This window comes from Streptomyces sp. NPDC059092, from assembly GCF_042756365.1.
Taxonomy (GTDB): domain Bacteria; phylum Actinomycetota; class Actinomycetes; order Streptomycetales; family Streptomycetaceae; genus Streptomyces.
In genome coordinates this window covers 1-18,004 of record NZ_JBHZEJ010000021.1, presented here as the reverse complement: position 1 = coordinate 18,004, position 18,004 = coordinate 1, and the positions used below count along the sequence as shown (strand labels likewise).

Sequence of the window (18,004 nt, the reverse complement as noted above, 5' to 3'; positions counted from 1 at the left end):
CGTGCGGCAGCGCCTCCGCCGTGCGACACCATGGGCCGGGCGGATCGGCCGATTCCGTCGCGCCGTGCCCGCCGCGCCACCGAGGCTCTCCATCGACAACTTGGTAGGGTACGCGGGCTCATTGCTCGGAGAGTTGTAGCAGCGCTCAGGAGAGAGAGGGGGCAGGCGACGATGCAGGCGTCAGAGCTACCGCGCGCGGTGGCCGCGGCCATGGCGACCGCCTCATCACTTGGCCTGACGGCCAACGACGTGATGGTTCTTCAGGACTCGAACAAGCTCACTCTGCGTCTGCTGCCGTGTGACGTCCTGGCCCGGGTGGCACCTGTAGCGCATCAGGTCGCACAGTTCGAAGTCGACCTCGCTCAGCGGCTCGGCGAATCCGGTTGCCCTGTGGCTTCTCTTGAGCCTGGAGTGGAGCCACGCGTCCATGAGCATGATGGCTTCGTGGTCACGCTATGGACCTACTACGAATCCGTGCCCCCCGGAGAGATCTCACCAGCCGACTACGCCAATGCGCTGGAGCGGCTGCATGCGGGCATGCGCGAGCTCGACGTCCCGGCGCCGCATTTCACGGATCGGGTCGAGCAGGCTCAGCAACTCGTGGCGAACCGCGACCGCACTCCGGCGCTCGCCGACGCGGACCGGGAACTGCTCGGCGACACGTTGCGAAGGCTGAGAGGAACGATCGGCGAGCGCGGCGGCGTCGAGCAACTGCTGCACGGCGAGCCGCATCCGGGCAACGTGCTCACCACGGAGAACGGGTTGCTGTTCATAGACCTTGAGACGTGTTGCCGTGGGCCCGTCGAATTCGACCTCGCCCATGCCCCCGAAGAAGTCAGTGAGCACTATCCGGGTGTCGATCAAGACTTGCTGCGCCAGTGCCGGGTCCTCGTGCTGGCGATGATCACAACGTGGCGCTGGGATCGAGGAGACCAACTCCCGAACGGACGACAACTGGCCACAGAGTGGCTCAGCCAGATCCGAACAGCGGTCGATCGCGACGGCTTCGACACCCATGGCTGATCGCGGACCTTCGAGGTCGTAGCCGGCCGGCTGCTGATGCCGGAATCCACCGTGACCCTGGCCTTGGCCGGTCGTGGGTGACATCCAGTGGCACGTGCCGACGGCTCGATTGCCGATGCGGACCGCGTCGCGACAAGGTGGACGGTGCCCGGCCTGCGCCTGACGTGCCGCCCCTACGACACGGAGGAGCGCGTGATGGGCGGGCCGGTCACTCGATCTTCGCGCTGCCGCAGGTGAAGGTCGTTTCCTGGAGGAGCTCCGGCGTGACGCGCACACCGGTCAGATGCTCGGCCGGCGCGAACGCCGCTTCTGCCGCAAGATTCTCCGCCGTGTCAGAGGTCTCCTCCCAGAACTGGAAGCCGAGGTGACGCATGGGCTCCAGGAGTTCGTCCGGGGACGTTCCCCATCGGCTGTCGGGGAATCCCGGCTCGAACGTCAGACGATTCGTCCCGTCCTCGGCCCAGAGGAACGAGCCGACGCCGTTGATGTTGACGAAGTGCGAGACCCTCTCCAGGTGGTCGAAGGCTGCTTCGACCACCTCCTCGACCCCGGTCCGAGGCGCTTCCTCACGTCCTCCGAGGCGGCGCAGGACCTCGGCAGGCGGCAGGCCGTGCACCAAGGTGAAGCAGTACGCCTGCCCGAGCTCGGGGTAGCTGTCCCTGAACCACACATAGTCAGCAGCGGTCGTAGTCGTCGTCATGCCGAAATCTTCGACGATGCCACTGACATCAGCAGCCGAACGCCTGTGGTGACTTCCGCGCCGCCACGGACAAGGACCGGGCCGGCCGGGCAGGGCACCGGCCGCACCTGTACGAGCGTGCTCTCCGGCCTCGGGGCCCCGCCGGAGAGCCGAGGCCGGTTCCCCACGCAGAGGCCGGGCATGAACGCGGACGGGTATCGGTCGCCGCGCGCCGTGCCCGGTGGCACCGCCTCCTCGACCTCGGTGAGGTCGTCCGCGGTGAGGTTCAGCTCCATCGCGGGCAGCGCCTCGGCCGGCCGCTCGCGGGCGCGGCCCCGACCAGCGGCACGATGTCCTCGCCCTGGCCCGGCGGGCCGTCCCGGAGCACGGGCGCGGAAACGTACCGCTCGCTGACCCTCTCCCCGTTGTGACCGTGTGCCGCCACGCCCGCCCCGGATCCCGGACGCGGCGGCACACGAGTGTCACGTCAGTCGCTCGTCGTCACCTTCACCTCGTCGACCACCAACTGCTGGGGGAAGGAGGTCGATCCGTCGGGGTCGCCCGGCCAGTAGCCGCCGACCGCGAGGTTGAGGATGAGGAAGAACGGCTTGTCGAAGACCCACCGGTTGCCGCCCAGGTCGGCCGGGGTACGGGTCTGGTAGACGGTGCCGTCGACGGACCAGGTGATCTTCTCCGGCGCCCAGTCCACCGCGAAGGTGTGGAAGTCATCGGCGAACGCCTGCCCGTCGGGCAGCGAGTACGAGGAGCCGATACCGCCCGAACCGGAGTAGCCGGGGCCGTGGAGAGTGCCATGGACCGTTGACGGCTCGAAGCCGACATTCTCCATGACGTCGATCTCACCGGAGTCGGGCCAGCCGACCTCCCCGATGTCCTGGCCGAGCATCCAGAAGGCGGGCCAGATGCCCTGGCCGCGCGGTAGCTTCATCCGGGCCTCGACCTGCCCGTAGGTGGCGGTGAACTTGCCCGAGGTGTTGAGACGCGTCGAGGTGTACTCGCATGTTCCGTACCAGCACTGGTAGTTGGCCGGGTTCTCGCGACGGGCCTCGATCACCAGGTGACCCTGGCCGTCGAGCCGAGCGTTGTCGGTTCCCGGTGTGTAGTACTGCCGCTCGTGGTTGCTGACGTTGTCGCCGGTCTCGGTCTGCCACTTGGCCGGGTCGACCCCGGACCCGGCGGCGCCGTCGAAGGTGTCGGAGAAGGTGACGGCGGCTGCCGCCGGCCGGGGGGCCGCGTGGGTGGGGGCCACGGCGGCGGTCGCGACGAGCGCGACGGAGAGGGTGGTGAACAGACAGCCGCGCAGCAGCGTCGAGGATTTCATGTCTCGGCCTTCCGTGGGGGGAATGGTCCCTTCCGTTTCTAGGAAGGGAACGTGGTCCGCGTCAAGAGGCAGGTACAGACCTTCTGTTTCCCCGTCGGCTCTCCTGGACGCACCACTCATTCATCTCGCTTCTCCCCGTGGCGTCCGGCGCGGCCCGTCGCCCGGGTCTCCGAGGCGGTTGTCAGTGGTGGCGCATACGGTTCGATCAGTGGGACCGGCCGGGCAGGCGGCGGGTCCGTCCTGGGGAGGGAACTGCCATGTCAACCGGATCCGCCACGACGTATCTGGAGCTGTCGATGGACGGCGAGGGCGCTCACAAGTTTTACGAAGTTGCCGTGGACGGGGCGGTGGTGACGGTGCGCTACGGGCGCATCGGCGCGGGCGGACAGACCCAGACGACGACCTTCCCCACGGCGGAGAAGGCCCGGTCCGCCGCAGCGAAGAAGGTGGGCGAGAAGATCCGCAAGGGATACGCCCCGGCGGTTCAGGGACAGCGCGCCGCACGTGCGGTGACCCGACGCCAGGTGATCTCGGCGCCGTCCACCGCGCGCGCCGCGGCCCCCGTGCTGTGGCGGTTCCGTACCGGCTCCTCGGCGTTCGGCATCCATGTCGACGCAGAGCACTGCTGGGTCGGTAACCAGGCGGGCGACGTGTACACCCTGGACCATGAGGGCAACACACTCGCCCGGTTCAATCTGCCGGACGGCGTGAAGTGCCTGGTCGCCGACGACTTCTGGATCTACGCCGGGTGCGACGACGGCAAGGTGTACGACCTGTCCTCCAAGCTGCCCTTCGCCGCCTACGACATCGCGGCGGACGTCGACATCTTCTGGCTGGACATCCACGAGGGCGTTCTGGACGTCTCGGACCGTGACGGCCGGCTCACCGTCATCGACCACGAGGACGAGCACCAGTGGTCCCGGCGCAGTCAGGGCGAGCACGCCTGGATGGTCCGCGCCGACAACCGGGCCGTCTACCACGGCCACGAACAGGGCGTGACCGCCTACGCGCCGGACGGTGGCCAGGAGCTGTGGCACACGCCCACCCGCGGCGGTGTCCTGTTCGGCTGGCAGGAGCACGACGTCGTGTACGCCGGTACGGCGCACCGGGTGGTCCAGCGACTGTCGAAGCGGACCGGCGCGATAGAGGCCACGTACAAGTGCGACAGCGCGGTGTACTCGTGCGCCACCTCTGCCGGCGGTCGGTTCGTCTTCGCGGGTGACTCGTCGTCGTCCGTCTACTGCTTCGACCAGGACGGCACGCGTCTGTGGAAGCTCGGTACGGGCGGCGGTTCCGCGCTGTCGATGCAGTACCGGGACGAGCGGCTGTATCTGGTGACCACCGACGGCTCGCTGGTGTGCGTGGACGCGAGCGAGGCGGCTGTCGCCGCGGCCCAGCAGGGCACGGTGCCGGTGGCGCGGGACGTCAAGCTGGCAGCGGCCCTGCCGACCTACGAGCCGGCCACGGCCGTGGGTGCGGTCGCCACCGTCGCCCAGGCCCCGACGGGATCGGTCGTCGTGGAGTGCGTCAGGGAGGCGGGACGCGTCCGTGTTCACGTGGTGTCCGAGGGGTACGATCCGGCACTGAACGTCCAGTTTCCGCACGCGATACGGGAACCGGGAGCGCGCTACGTCGTGGACTCCCTCCACACGGCGGCGGGCGGTTTCTACCGGGTCCGCGGGGACATCCGACGGCTGCTGTGAGGCAGCCGAGCCGGTCGCCCGGGCGGGGTGGACCAGGGTAATTCCTCCACACCCGCAGGCCCGTCCCCGCATCAAGCAGCCGCTCGCCGATGCACCCACATGGTTCGAACCCACCACCCCATAGTGAAGTGTGGGCGCTGACCATATCGGTGGGGCCCCGAGCGCTGCTTAGGGTGCGGAATATGACCGCGCCCACCACACCAGGCCCTGCCCCGCATACGCCGGGCTCCCGCACCGCGGACAGCCCGGCCGCCCGTGGCCCCGCCACCGCCGGCATCGCCGCCGCTCCCGGCGGGCTCGCTTCCGTCGCGCTCGATCTTGAGGGCCGTATCGCGCTGGTCACCGGCGCCGCGAGCGGCATCGGCCGCGCCTGCGCGCTGCGGCTCGCGGCGGCCGGGGCCAGGGTCAGAGCGGTGGACCGGGACGGCGAGGGGCTGGCGTCCCTGGCCGGGGAAGCCGAAGGCGCCGGGACGGCGGCGGGGGCCTTCGACACGCTGGTCCTCGACCTGACCGACCTCGACGCGGCGGAGAAGGCGGCCGAAGACGCGGACCTCCTGGTCAACAACGCCGGGCTGCAACTGGTCCGCCCGATCGAGGACTTTCCACCCGATGTGTTCCACACCGTCCTCACCGTCATGCTGGAGGCGCCCTTCCGGCTGATCCGGGGCGCGCTTCCCCACATGTATGCCGAGGGATGGGGCCGGATCGTCAACATCTCCTCCGTGCATGGGCTGCGCGCCTCCCCCTACAAGTCGGCATATGTGGCCGCCAAACACGGTCTCGAAGGACTCTCCAAGACCGCAGCCCTTGAAGGCGCCTCGCACGGAGTCACCTCCAACTGCGTCAACCCCGGCTATGTGCGTACGCCACTGGTCGAGAAGCAGATCGCGGACCAGGCACAGACGCACCAGATCCCTGAGGAGAGAGTCGTCGCGGAGGTCCTGCTCCAGGACTCCGCCCTGAAGCGTCTCCTCGAACCGGACGAGGTCGCCGAGGCGGTCGCCTATCTCTGCACCCCACAGGCGTCCTTCATCACGGGCACGTCGTTCACGCTCGACGGGGGCTGGACCGCGCATTAGGTCCGGCCCGGCGGATCCTGCCGGGCCGGCGACGTCCGGCACGCCCGCTCGCCGCCTTGCCGGAGCCGAGTTGTCCCCATCGCCTCCGTTGTCCACAGGCCGACGCGGCTGACAGAACGACAGGTAATGCTGTGTCCATGTCTCAGCCCCAGCCCGACTCCCACGTTCCCCACCACGATCAGGTCTCCTACCTGGAACTCCTCGCGCGCGGCGCGGCGGCGGAGGCGTACGACCGGCCCGCGCTGCTGGCCCGCGCGGACGGCGGGGGCCCGGAGGTGCTGGCCGCACTGGAGCACGCCAAGCGGCTCGCCCTGAGGGTGCGGGCCGAGCTGGTGGAACGACGGCGCCGGGAGGCCGAGCTGTCGGCCCTCTTCGAAACCGCGCACGACCTCGCGGGACTGCGTGATCTCGACGCCGTGCTCCGGGCGATCGTGCAGCGCGCGCGCTCCCTGCTCGGCACCGAGGTCGCCTATCTGTGCCTGAACGACCCGGCCGCGGGTGACACGTACATGAGAGTCACCGAGGGGTCGGTGGCGGCCCGCTTCCAGCAGCTGCGGCTCGGGATGGGGGAGGGGCTCGGCGGGCTCGTCGCCCAGACCGCGCGGCCCTACGTCACCGACAGCTACTTCGACGACCCGCGTTTCCAGCACACCAGGGCCATCGACTCCGGCGTACGCGACGAAGGGCTGGTCGCCATCCTCGGCGTACCGCTGATGCTCGGCAGTCAGGTCATCGGGGTGCTCTTCGCCGCGGACCGCCACGCCCGGGTCTTCTCGCGTGAGCAGATCTCACTGCTGGGCTCGTTCGCCGCCCACGCGGCGGTCGCCATCGACACCGCGAACCTGCTCGGTGAGACCCGCTCGGCCCTCGCGGAGCTGGAGAAGGCCAACGAGATCATCAAGGAACACAGCGCGGCCATCGAGCGCGCCTCGGACGTGCACGACCGGCTCACCGAACTGGTCCTGGGCGGAGGTGGTGTCCATGACGTGGCGAGCGCGCTCTCCGAAGTGCTGGACGGCACGGTGGAGTTCGCAGGACCGGATTCCCCATCCGTGACCGCGCTGGACCTGACCGGCACCGAAGGCCGTGCCACGCGCCACGGCGGGGTCTGGGGAGCCGCGGTCTGGGCCGGCGGCGAACTGCTCGGCGCGCTCGTCCTGCGTGGCCATCCCGGTCTCGACTCCGTCGACCGGCGCACCCTGGAGCGGGCCGCCATGGTCACCTCCCTGCTGTTGCTGGCCCGTCGCTCCGTGGGAGAGGCTGAGCAACGGGTGCGGGGCGAGTTGTTGGACGACCTCCTCGACGCCCCCGACCGCGACCCCCGCCTGCTGCGCGAGCGGGCCGTCCGGCTCCACGCGGACCTCGACGCGCCGCATGTGGTGCTGGCCGCCCGGATCGACGGCCCCGCCCACGGCTCGCCCGGAGCGGACGAACGGGAGACGGCCGACCGACGCAGGCTGTGGTCCGCCGCGTCCCATCTCGCCGCCACCGGACAGGGACTGGCCGCCACGCGCGACGGAGGCACCGTTCTGCTCCTGCCGCTCGCCCCCGACGACACCGCCGCCGACCTCGCCCGCCGTACGGCCAAGCAGCTCGGCGGGGCCCTGCGCGAGCCCGTCACCGTAGGTGCCTCCGCGACTGTTGAGTCACCCGCCGCGCTTCCGGGCGCGATTGCCGAGGCATACGCGGAGGCCCGGCGCTGCCTCGACGCGCTCCGGCTGCTCGGCCGCTCGGGCGACGGCGCCGCCGCCCAGGACCTCGGTTTCCTCGGGCTGCTGCTCGCCGACGCCCGGGACATCGAGGGTTTCGTGGACCGCACCATCGGTGAGGTCATCGCCTACGACCTGCGTCGCGGCACCGGTCTGGTCCGCACCATGCGGGCCTACTTCGCGTCCGGGATGAGCCCGGCCCGTACGAAGGACGAACTGCACGTCCACGTCAACACGGTCGCCCAGCGACTGGAACGCGTCGCCCGGCTGCTCGGCACGGACTGGCAGTCACCGGCCCGAGCCCTGGAGATTCAACTGGCCCTGCGGCTGCACGCCATGTCCGAAGCCGTCGTCCGCTGAACGGCAAACAGCAAACGGCAAACGCCGAACGGCGGGCGGTGAACACGCAGTTCACCGTCCACCGTCCATAGTCCACCGGCGGTAGGACGCGTCAGGCGCTGGGGGTACGGGAGTCGGCGTCGACCTGTCGCGGTGCGGGCACCCCCGACATCGCGGGATCCGCGTCGACGTCCGTCAGATCGCGGTGCCGGGTCTCCCGCGCACACGCGATGGCCACGACCGTGATCAGCGCGGCGGCGATGACGTACAGGGCGATCGGCGTCGAGCTGTCGTACTCGGCGAGCAGCGCCGTCGCGATGAGCGGCGCCGGGGCACCTGCCGCGACCGAGGAGAACTGCGCGCCGATCGACGCACCCGAGTAGCGCATCCGGGTCGCGAACATCTCCGAGAAGAAGGCCGCCTGCGGCGCGTACATCGCACCGTGCAGGACCAGGCCGACCGTGACGGCAAGGACCAGATTGCCGAAGCCCGCACTGTCGATCAGCGCGAAGAACGGGAACATCCAGGCCCCGACCCCGACCGCGCCGATCACGTACACGGGCCTGCGGCCGATACGGTCCGACAGCGCACCCCACGCGGGGATGACCGCGAAGTGGACGGCGGAGGCGATGAGTACGGCGTTGAGAGCGGTCTGTTTGCTGAGCCCCGTCGAGTTCGTCGCGTACACCAGGATGAACGCGGTGATCACGTAGTAGCTGATGTTCTCCGCCATGCGCGCGCCCATGGCCACCAGTACGTCCCGCCAGTGGTGCCGCAGAACGGCGACCAGCGGCATCTTCTCGGCCTCGGCCTCGGCCCCGCCGGCTGCGGCCTTGCGCTCGGCCGCCTGGGCCAACGCGGCTTTGAAGACCGGGGATTCATCGACGGAAAGCCGGATCCACAGGCCGACGATCACCAGAACACCGGAGAGCAGGAACGGTATGCGCCATCCCCACGAGACGAACTGATCGTCCGAAAGCAGCGCGGTCAGAGCCGAGAGCACCCCGGTGGCGAGCAGTTGTCCCGCCGGAGCACCGGTCTGCGGCCACGAGGCCCAGAAACCACGCCGCTTGGCGTCCCCGTGTTCCGACACCAGCAGCACGGCCCCGCCCCACTCACCACCGAGTGCGAACCCCTGGATCAGCCGCAGCACGGTCAACAGCACGGGAGCGGCCGTACCGATGGTGGTGTGAGTGGGCAGCAACCCGATGGTGAACGTCGCCCCACCCATCATCAACAGACTGAGAACCAGCAGCTTCTTACGCCCGATCCGGTCCCCGTAGTGACCGAACACCAACGCCCCGAGCGGCCGCGCGGCGAAGCCCACGGCATAGGTGAGAAAAGACAGCAGCGTTCCGACGAGCGGATTGGAGTCGGGGAAGAACAGCTTGTTGAACACCAGAGCCGCCGCGGATCCGTACAGGAAGAAGTCGTACCACTCGATGGTGGTGCCGATGAGGGACGCGGCGACGATGCGCTTGAGGTTGTTGGGCGTCGGTGGAGCGGTTGCTGCAGAGGCCATGTGCGCCACTTCCTCGCGTGCGCTGGGGACGGGTACGTGTCGGCACACGGTAGAAACACGCAGGTCAGGCGCACATATGGTGGGGCAACATAGTTCGAGGGTTAGCTATGCGTGCAGCCACCATGACGGCTCACGGAAGGGCGGTTCAGGGGCTCGTAGGCGGTCGAAACGAGTGCTGTCCGGGACGCGCAGTTCGGGCTGATTTGGCGGTGCGGTGCCGACTCCCGTGCTGACTTGGTGCTGACTACGCTCCGTTGAAGTAGGACATCTTGGGGCTGATCGACTCAGGGCCGTTGCGTGGTGGCGACCGGACCGCGAGGCCGACCCGGCCTTGCCACTCAGCTCTGCGGCACGAACGAGGTGTTGCGCCTGCGCGTGGTGCGCGTTCGTCCCAGCAGATTCTTCGTCTGCTGGTGGTACACGGCTCAGATGCAGTTTGACCAGCGAAAACAGCTCCGATCGCCACAAGCTGCGGACGGCTGGTCCGGGTATGGTCCGGATCTTGGTTCGAAGGTTCGTGGTGATGAGCCCTGCCCGCATGTTGCGCTTGTACGACGATGACGGCCTCGGCACTGGTTCGAGAGGCGACGACGGGCCGCAGAAGACTGTCCTGATCGGGCTGCACCAAGACTGGATCCGGCGCTGGTGGAGGACAGCGGCGGTTTCTTCGGCCCGGCCCTACAACCGTGGCGCTGTCCTCGCAGGACCGCGACGACACCGCGTTGAGAATTCGTCCCGTGGGGGCTCGGTTGGCCGAGGCGTCGCGGCGGCGGGTTGATCATCAGTGCCTACCAGTGCCTCCCGACCCTGTGACGCTCCTGGGTCACGGTCGCAGAACCACGGTTCGAAGGGGCGGCGTCGGCGCACTATGGCTGTGGGTGCGCTTCCGCCGCTTTTCGCCATTCGTCGGCAGAGCTCCGCTTGGCGTAACCGGGGTTGTTTTCGCAGGTGAGAGACGGACGGTCACGCGCCGCGTTAGGGCTGGCGGAAAGGGCCATGGTGAACCGCTTGGGAGCTGAGAAGGGCGTTCGCCCAGCTGAGCTGCCTCAGGCTCGCTGCCCCGAGAATTGGCCTAAGGGTGTGGGGTCAAGGCCCCGCCTGGCGGTCGAGGAACAGACGCTGAAGACGCACGTCGGCCGCATCCCAGCTGGGGCTGCGGGGCCGCACGCAGGCGGCGGCGTTCGCCTCTGAGCCGGCGGCTCCGTTGTTGCCGAGGTTCACGTCCCGTCCGCACGGTGGTGGTACGGCTTCGGTGGGCGAGCGGGCGGTGTTCACACGGTGAGCTGGGGCTGGTCGTCCGTGATCGTCGATGCCGCGTCGGTGCGGGCGGAATCCGGTCGATCGCGGCAAGAAGGGCAACCGCACGTGCGGTCCGAGACGCAGGACCTCGGCACCGAATGAGTGAAGCCGCCGGGGCAATTTCCCGGACCGGCCCGGGGATCGCGACTCCGGCCGTTCGAGAGCCGCAAGCTGTATTCCTGCGTCGAGGAAGCTCTTCCCTTCGCCGACTTCAGCAGCCCGTTCGCGCCGCCGGGCGGTGGCACCTCGTGATTCCGACGTGGCGGGAGACCAATCATGGAGCGCGTGCCGGAGAAGTCCGTTCAGCCGCGACGCACCGGACGCGTTCGGACCACGAGGACGAGAGGGGGGTGGCCACCGTTCTGGATGGGACTGCTCTCGCTTCCGCCGGTCGCCCTTCTCGCGGCGGCGGCGTGGTTCGGGCGTCTGGTCCGTCCCGGCGGCGACGACTGGTGCTTCCTGCCACTTGTCGGTGACGGCGGGTTGTCCGCGATCGTGGAGAAGTTCTACTTCGTGGACAACGGGCGTATCGCGAACGCCGTGCTCGTCTGGTCCTACGCGCGGTTCGGCGTCGCCGGTCAGCAGTGGTTCGGGCTGTTCAGCGGCGTGCTGGTCCTCGCGCTCCTCTGTGCGTTCATCGCCACGGTGCTGCCCAGGACGGGGATGCGAGTCCCGCGGGGAGTCCCGTTCCTGGTGGCGTCCATAGTGACGGTCCTGTTCCTGCTCGGGTCCCCCAACACCTACAAGACGTTCTACTGGCCGGCCGCCTCGGTCTCGCACACACTGCCCCCCGTGCTCGCCTGTGCCGCGGCCATCCCCGTACTGCGTGCCACGTCACGGCGGAGCAGGCTGCTCGCTCCGCTCGCGGTCTTCGTCACGGGGCTGGTCCTGGGCACGCTCTCGGAGGAGACCAGCGTCGTCGCGGTGGTCGTACTGGGCGGCGCGCTGCTGGTCAGCGGCCGTGTCTTCCCCGGAGCGCGACGTCGCTTCCTGCGGTTCTGCTGCGCGGCCGGGATCACGGGCACCGTGATCGGAAGCCTGATCCTCTTCACATCTCCGGGCGCGGAGCGTCGCCGTGAACGTCACCACTCCGTCTCGGCCCTCGCCCCCGAATCGCTCCTCGCCTCCCTGCGCGGCTTCGCCCATATCGTCATCACATGTCTCACGACGTGGCAGTACCTGGGCGCCGTCGCCGCCGGCGTCCTCCTGGGCCTGCTGGCCCGGGCCCCCCGAGGCAGCCTCGTCCCGGTGAAGAACCAGGCCTTGTGCGTCACGGCCGGAGCCGGGGCGCTCCTTGTCTCCGGCTACCTGTGCACGTTCATCACTTATCCCGTTTTCGGGCCCGCCGTCGCGACATCGACACGTCTGTGGAACGACTACCTGCTGTTCTACATCCTGTTCCTCGTCTTCGCGGGCGCACTCGTCGCCCGCGCGTGGCGACACCGCGTACGACGGACCGGGCCGTCCGTCGCCGCCGGGGCGGCGGTGTACGCCCTCGTCTGCCTCTCGCTCGCGGTGTCGCTCACAACCCTCGAAACCAACATGGCCGTACGGGCCGGGAAATGGGACCACCAGGACAGCCGTCTGCGCGGCGGGGCCGCGGCAGGCGCCCGGGTCCTTCCCTACAAACGCATGCCCCTCAGCAAGATGACCGAACCGTTCGGCGCCGACGAACGCGTCACCTGGCCGGCCGTCTGCGTCGCCGCCTACTACGGGCTGGAACACGTCACCCGGGCCGCCGGGCGACCCTGACAACGAAAGGCCCAGAAGTGCCGCGGTCCTCAGTCGGGGAGTGACGCCCAGAAGCGGCGCAGCACGTCGGCGCCCCGTTCGGGGTCCTGGAGCATCCAGTAGTGGGTGAGGCCGTCCAGTTCCGTCAGCTGGGCCCCGAGCCGGGCGGCTACGTCCCGGTCCTGCGCGGGCTGCGCCATGGGGTCGCCGGTCGGTGCCAGTATCAGTCCCGGGGCGGCGGCGGGACGGTCGAAGTCCTTGCCCCGGTCGGCGTGGAAGTTGGGCCAGGCCGAGAGGTAGAGCGCCAGGATGGCCGCGCTCATTTCCTCGTCGTGAACTCCATCGGAGGGAAGAGCCGTCGGGGTGGCGTAGGCGGGTGGGGTGTGCAGGTCCAGCTGTCCGGTCTCGGGGTGGAACGCGACGGCCGTCACGTGCGTGGGAAGGCGCGGGGCGACGGTTGCGGCGATGTCGGGCCAGGGGTCCAGGACGCGGCCGCCGGCGGCCGGGAGCTCCCAGGCCCGGTCGGCCATCAGCCAGGCCAGTAGGGTACCGAACCCGGAGGGCTCGGGCGCGTCCCGCTTCACGGAGGTGGAACCGCCGGCGAGGGGCGCGGGCTTCGAGGCTGTTGTTCTTCGCGGCCACGCGTCGCTCGCTCGGAGGTACGGCCTGGCTGGGTGCCGCCGGACAAGGGCCGGAATCCGATTTCACCGGGAGGGGCTTCCCGGCAGGATGTTGGCATGACCAGTCCAGGGGAATTATCCCCGCTTCATGCAGAGAATTCGGCCGAGTTCGTCGCCTTGCTGGGAAAACTCAAGAGCCGCTCGGCTTTGATGTTTCGGCAGTTGGAGAAACGTGCGGCCCGGCCGGGTGATGTAAACCCACAGAGCTTGATGGCCGACGCACTTGGCGGCAGCGCGCTTCCGCCCCGGGAACTGTTGGCCGCCTTCGTGCGTGCCTGCGCGGGTGAAAGCGAGATGGCGGTCTGGATTGAGGCAGGGGAAAGGCTCGTCGGCCGGTCGGCGGACAAGGCGGGTTCGGCCGGGAACGCTCCGCCGATCAGCAGGCACCGCGGTGGGGCTGACGAATTACCCGGGGAGTTACAGGAATCTCCTCATCGTACCCCGTCAGCCGCGAGACCGGGTATCGCGCAGTCTGCCCCTGACCCCGCCGTGCTGGCACGGCTGGCGTATTTGCAGAGCACAGCGGGTAACGGATCCGTTGCGCGACTGCTGAAACCACCGGTATCTGGCGAGAGCAACAGCGGCGATTAATATGCATACCTCGCGAACTTAGACAATGACGCCTGAACGGCGATAAATCCGAGGCGACTGCTCCGGTATGCCCGAACGTGCGCCGAGGCTGCCCCGGAAGTCATTATTTCCCGCCGCCCCATGATGTAGGAACACACAGTGGGACTCCTGCTGTCTAGATAGGAAACGGTATGTATTCATCTGAACGTGAACGTGGGAACACCAAGGGCCGCACTTCGCCGGGCTCCAGGCCCGGTGCTCAGAGCGTGGGGGGCCTGACGGGTCCCTGGCTGCAGCACCTGCAGCGTGTGGCGAACGGAGGTCGCGGGGCAGCCGCCCTTGAGGAAGCGGTCGATCCGGCCCAGGTGCAGCGCGCTGCCGTGGACGAGGCCCTTCGGTCGCCTGCGAAGCCCCTGGAAACGGGCTTACGCAATGAAATGCAGGCCCGTTACAACGGTGCCGATTTCAGCCACATCAAGGTGCACGACGGATCCGCGGCCCGGAACGCGGCGGTGACCGTCCAGGCAAAGGCATTCACCACTGGTCACCACATCGTTGACGGAGGGGGAATGAGCAAGAAGGACTGGGCGCACGAGCTGGCGCACGCCCAGGACCAGGAAGAAGGCTCTGTCCCCGGCGTCGACAACGGAGCGGGTCTACGTATCTCGGATCCGGACGATTCGGGCGAACGTCGAGCGGTCGCCAAAGCAGATGAGGTCATGGACGGGCCTGCGCCAGTCCAGCGCATCGCCACGGCCTCACACGATGGCAACGAGCGGCATCAGCACGGCGACTCCTGCGGCCACCACTCGCAGTCCACCGCCCCCGGCACCGGGCCCGTCCAGCGCGCCAAGGCCGGATCGCACGGCCTTTCCGCCGCCCCGTCGATCCAGCGCGTCAGGCGAATGACCCAGGAGGACATGGAAACAGCCCGAAGTCAATCGGTGTTGAGCAGAACCGCTAAAATGATGCGCGACAAAAACATGACGGATAAAGCGGAGATTCTGGAAAAACAACTCGAAGCGGATCATCCTATGCCGATGCAAGGGACGGTCGTATTCGGGAACGACCGGCCTGTGCAACAGCGGAACGGAGGCCGTTTCAGGCTTTCTTTCGACCTTTCGAGCATGCTGTTCTCCGTCGAACCTCACCTGGGGAAGAAGTCCTACGGAGCGTCGCAAGTAGCCAACGGAAAGTTCAACTTCGTCATCCCCGCGCACAAGCCGAACAAGATCATGGCTTCACAGGTCGGCGGCGAACAAGAAGAAGGGCATTCGGCGCTGGCCAAAGCCAAGAAGGCCAGTGGCGGAGACGGTCACGTGTACTGGGCGGGCACTGCCACGTTCAAAAACGGCGAGCTGGAGCAGTGGACAAATGACAGCGGTCATTACATGCCCACTGCTCAAGATGCGCCGCAGGTCGCAACGATGACCGGTGGAGCCTTCTCCATGGACAAATTCAGCAACGCGGCTCCGAATTAGGCTGCCGTTCCGCATCGCCGGAATCCTCCCTCGTTCCAACGATGTTCCCGCGTAAGCCCAGCCCCGGCCTTACGCGGGAACACCCGAGCAGCAGGTGCTGGATCCGCCCGCGGTGCTGTGGTCACGTGTGGCAGGCGGGCTGCGCACTCCATCGCCTCGGTGAGCCAACACGCCCTGCCGACGAATCTCCGACTCAGGACACTAGGGCCTGTGTGGAGTTGTGATCTCGTGGGGCTCCGGCTTGGGGTGGGGTCCTTGGGGTAGAACGGTGGGGTGTCTCGACCTCAACTTTCGGAGGCCGAGTGGGAGTTCATTTCCCCGTTTCTGCCGGTCGGTGAGTACGGGCCGTATCCGGAGAACCTGCGGGCGCACTTCGAGGGCGTCGTGTGGCGGTTCCGGAACGTGGCGAAATGGTGGGACTTGCTCGAATGGTTCGGGCGCTGGTCCACCGTTTACGGCCGGTTTCGGCAGTGGCGGGATGCCGGGGTGTTCACTGCGGTGTTCCAGGGTGCGATCGCCGAGGCGGCGAAGCGGGGCCTGGTGGACTTGTCGCTGGTCAGCGTGGACTCGACCACGGTCCGGGCCCATCATGATGCCGCGGGGATGATCATGGAGCCCGGGACCCTGGACGCGGTGGAGAAGGCCGCTGCGGAAAAGGGGGCACCACCGAGGAACAAGACGGGCGATCAGACCCAGGGCGAGAAGAGCGACGACGCGTGAGGCGTCGCCCAGTCCGTCCGGAACAATCCAACTCCACGTATCCCGCCCCATGCACAGCTCAGCGAGCGATCACCACATAGGACACGGTCTAATACTGCAACGGTGTTTGCCGTGACGGGTGGTCACGGCAATCGTTGTTGGTGTCATGGGCTGTTTCTGATGCCCGGTTCTCGGTAGCCTTGGGTCCTACGCTGGCGTGGTGTCCAAGGGCACCGGGCAGGCCGGGGACAGGGGCTGTCGGGCTTGTGGCGAACGGCTGAGGCCGGGGGCCCGGCCCGACGCGGTGTTCTGTTCTTCGGCGTGTCGTGCCAGGCAGTGGCGTACGGAACGCCGGTTGTGCAAGCGCCTGGCGGCTGTTCGGACCGGGGTCGGCGAGGTCGAGTGTCCCGAGTGCGGCGCCCGCTGGGTCGCGGGCGTCGACCGGCGCTCGAACGCCGTGTACTGCTCGCGCCGGTGTGTGGTGAGGGCCTGGCGGCGCCCGAAGGAAACGTTCGGCGAACAGTCACAGTGACCGCATCGCGAACGCATCCGCGGCCCAACTTCTTTCAGGAATCGGTCACTTACGGTCATTCATTGCGATCGGTGGATTATCGGTCTGACTCTCGGTGATGAGCGGATCGTGTCCACGTCACGGGCTTCAGCTCCGTGCCTCGCCCCGCACAGGTGGTGACACACCATGCCGGAGGAAGTCGAGAACGTCGGAAACGTCAGCCAGTCCCGTTACGAGCAGATCGTGTCGGAGCTGCGGGACGTGGTGGAACAGCAGACGCGCGGCAGTTCACGATCGGGGACCGCGCCCTGGAGATCGAGCCGATGCGGGAGCCGGGAGGCAACAACGCGGTGGATCCGGAGTGGTCGGTGACCGCGACGCTCACGCGGCTGGCCGAGGACATCGGCCTGAAGTTCAGCACGGTGAAGTCGGCGCGGTGGACGTCCTCGCGCTGGCCGGCCGACCGCCGCCGGAAAGGCGTCTCCTACACCGTTCACCGGATCCTCGCCTACATCGAGGACGAACAGGAACGGTTCTCCGCGATCCTCACTCCGCCTCTGGGCCGTGCCCGGTGGACGCCGGACGACGCCCGCCGGCGGGTCAGCAACCGGGTCGAGACGCCGGTGACGCCGAAGGAGAAGATCATCGCGATCCACACGCTCGCTCAGGACGACCAGGTCGCCGCAGCGGTGACCAGCGACTTCCTGATGCGGCCCGAGGTGACGGCCAAGGTGACCCAGGTGGACAAGGCCCGGGTGGTGGAGGAGTTCACCCGTGACGAGCAGGTGGCCACCGCGGCGGCCACGAACCTGTTGCGCAGGCCGGACGTCGCGTTCAAGGCGATGAGCGACGACCATGCTCGCTTCCAGGTCAACCATGCCCAGGTCGAGCGGTCCCGGCAAGCCCGCGACCACTTCGAGGACACCAGCCCCGTCGCGCCGGCGGTGAAGAAAATCGACCGGACGGTGGAGTTCCTGGACCTGGTCACCGCCTGCCATACCTTCGTCGCCTCGGCCGGCCGCACGGTCCCGGGCCTGCGGGAACGTGCGCTGGACGATCACGAACGCACGATCGTGCAGCAGAACATCGCGAAGGTGAGGGCGACGCTCGACTGGATCGAAACGGCGGTCGAAACCGGGAAGGTCGACATGGACGACGAGCTCGCCCGCATGCTGAAAGGCGAATGACGATGCCCCGCGCCTCACGGCGACGGGGAGACGCCGCCCGGCGGCACTCGGACACCATCCGGTTCGTGCTGTTCGAGGCCAGGCCCGCCGGCCTGCTGTTCCACCAGCTCGTGCGGGCCAGCGGACTGTCGGCCAGCCAGGTCAGATCAGGGCTCGCGGCCCTGCGGGACGAAGCCGCCTCCAAGGGCTGGCCCCCGCTGATCTGGACCAGGCAGGACGGCTACCAGCTCGGCGCCGAACGGGCGGCGCTGGAGGCATACGAACGGGCTGTGGTCAGGGAGAGACTGACCGGGTTCCGCCGGTTCATCACCGGCACGGTCGCCCAGCACGCCGCCGCTCACCCGAACGACAAATGGGTACGGCACATCGTCGTCCAGCTCAACTCCATCGGATCCACCCTCGACCTCATCGCCAGTGCCTGACCGTCTCTTCGCGGGGTCCGACCGGCTTCGC

The 18,004-nt window shown here is 68.3% G+C and carries 11 protein-coding genes and 3 pseudogenes; 9 read left to right on the top strand and 5 right to left on the bottom strand.

Annotated elements, in window-relative coordinates:
• Window positions 1-171 precede the first annotated feature (171 nt).
• Window positions 172-1,023 carry a phosphotransferase enzyme family protein gene (locus tag ACFXPL_RS15075; RefSeq protein ID WP_384918194.1) on the top strand — a complete coding sequence of 284 codons (852 nt, stop codon included), beginning with the start codon at window positions 172-174 and terminating at the stop codon, window positions 1,021-1,023.
• Between the two features lie 208 nt (window positions 1,024-1,231).
• Here the strand turns inward: ACFXPL_RS15075 and ACFXPL_RS15070 are convergent, their stop codons facing one another.
• From ACFXPL_RS15070 to ACFXPL_RS15060, 3 genes and pseudogenes are all read right to left on the bottom strand, one after another.
• Window positions 1,232-1,723 (bottom strand): DUF6461 domain-containing protein, encoded by a 492-nt coding sequence (locus tag ACFXPL_RS15070; RefSeq protein WP_384918191.1) that lies wholly within the window; start codon window positions 1,721-1,723, stop codon window positions 1,232-1,234.
• Window positions 1,724-1,881: 158 nt separating this feature from the next.
• Window positions 1,882-2,066, bottom strand: a pseudogene (locus tag ACFXPL_RS15065) (aldo/keto reductase); the annotation flags it as partial.
• 126 nt (window positions 2,067-2,192) lie between these two features.
• Window positions 2,193-3,041, bottom strand: a pseudogene (locus ACFXPL_RS15060) (family 16 glycosylhydrolase); the annotation flags it as partial.
• 257 nt (window positions 3,042-3,298) lie between these two features.
• Between ACFXPL_RS15060 and ACFXPL_RS15055 the strand changes: the two are divergent.
• The 3 genes from ACFXPL_RS15055 (at window position 3,299) to ACFXPL_RS15045 (ending at window position 7,892) form a co-directional block, all read left to right on the top strand.
• On the top strand, window positions 3,299-4,744 hold the full coding sequence (locus ACFXPL_RS15055) for a WGR domain-containing protein (RefSeq protein ID WP_384918188.1): 1,446 nt from the start codon (window positions 3,299-3,301) through the stop codon (window positions 4,742-4,744).
• Window positions 4,745-4,926: 182 nt separating this feature from the next.
• Window positions 4,927-5,823: a 3-hydroxybutyrate dehydrogenase gene (locus ACFXPL_RS15050; RefSeq protein WP_384918185.1), complete on the top strand. Its 897-nt coding sequence runs from the start codon at window positions 4,927-4,929 to the stop codon at window positions 5,821-5,823.
• A gap of 137 nt (window positions 5,824-5,960) precedes the next feature.
• Entirely contained in the window at window positions 5,961-7,892 is a 1,932-nt protein-coding gene (locus ACFXPL_RS15045; RefSeq protein ID WP_384918183.1) for a helix-turn-helix domain-containing protein, read from the top strand.
• 91 nt (window positions 7,893-7,983) lie between these two features.
• Here the strand turns inward: ACFXPL_RS15045 and ACFXPL_RS15040 are convergent, their stop codons facing one another.
• Complete coding sequence (locus tag ACFXPL_RS15040) at window positions 7,984-9,393, bottom strand: MFS transporter (RefSeq protein WP_384918180.1); 1,410 nt, start codon at window positions 9,391-9,393, stop codon at window positions 7,984-7,986.
• 1,665 nt (window positions 9,394-11,058) lie between these two features.
• Here ACFXPL_RS15040 and ACFXPL_RS15035 point away from each other — a divergent pair.
• On the top strand, window positions 11,059-12,444 hold the full coding sequence (locus ACFXPL_RS15035; protein WP_384918177.1) for a DUF6056 family protein: 1,386 nt from the start codon (window positions 11,059-11,061) through the stop codon (window positions 12,442-12,444).
• 29 nt (window positions 12,445-12,473) lie between these two features.
• Here the strand turns inward: ACFXPL_RS15035 and ACFXPL_RS15030 are convergent, their stop codons facing one another.
• Window positions 12,474-13,007: a hypothetical protein gene (locus ACFXPL_RS15030; RefSeq protein ID WP_384918174.1), complete on the bottom strand. Its 534-nt coding sequence runs from the start codon at window positions 13,005-13,007 to the stop codon at window positions 12,474-12,476.
• An 857-nt stretch (window positions 13,008-13,864) separates the two neighbouring features.
• Between ACFXPL_RS15030 and ACFXPL_RS15025 the strand changes: the two genes are divergently transcribed.
• From ACFXPL_RS15025 to ACFXPL_RS15010, 4 genes and pseudogenes are all read left to right on the top strand, one after another.
• Window positions 13,865-15,154: a DUF4157 domain-containing protein gene (locus ACFXPL_RS15025; RefSeq protein WP_384918171.1), complete on the top strand. Its 1,290-nt coding sequence runs from the start codon at window positions 13,865-13,867 to the stop codon at window positions 15,152-15,154.
• Between the two features lie 273 nt (window positions 15,155-15,427).
• A complete protein-coding gene (locus tag ACFXPL_RS15020) occupies window positions 15,428-15,874 on the top strand; it encodes a transposase (protein ID WP_384918168.1) in 447 nt (148 codons plus the stop codon).
• A 676-nt stretch (window positions 15,875-16,550) separates the two neighbouring features.
• A pseudogene (locus ACFXPL_RS15015) lies at window positions 16,551-17,551 on the top strand (DUF6192 family protein).
• A 2-nt stretch (window positions 17,552-17,553) separates the two neighbouring features.
• A complete protein-coding gene (locus tag ACFXPL_RS15010) occupies window positions 17,554-17,973 on the top strand; it encodes a RacP protein (RefSeq protein WP_384918430.1) in 420 nt (139 codons plus the stop codon).
• Window positions 17,974-18,004: the final 31 nt, after the last annotated feature.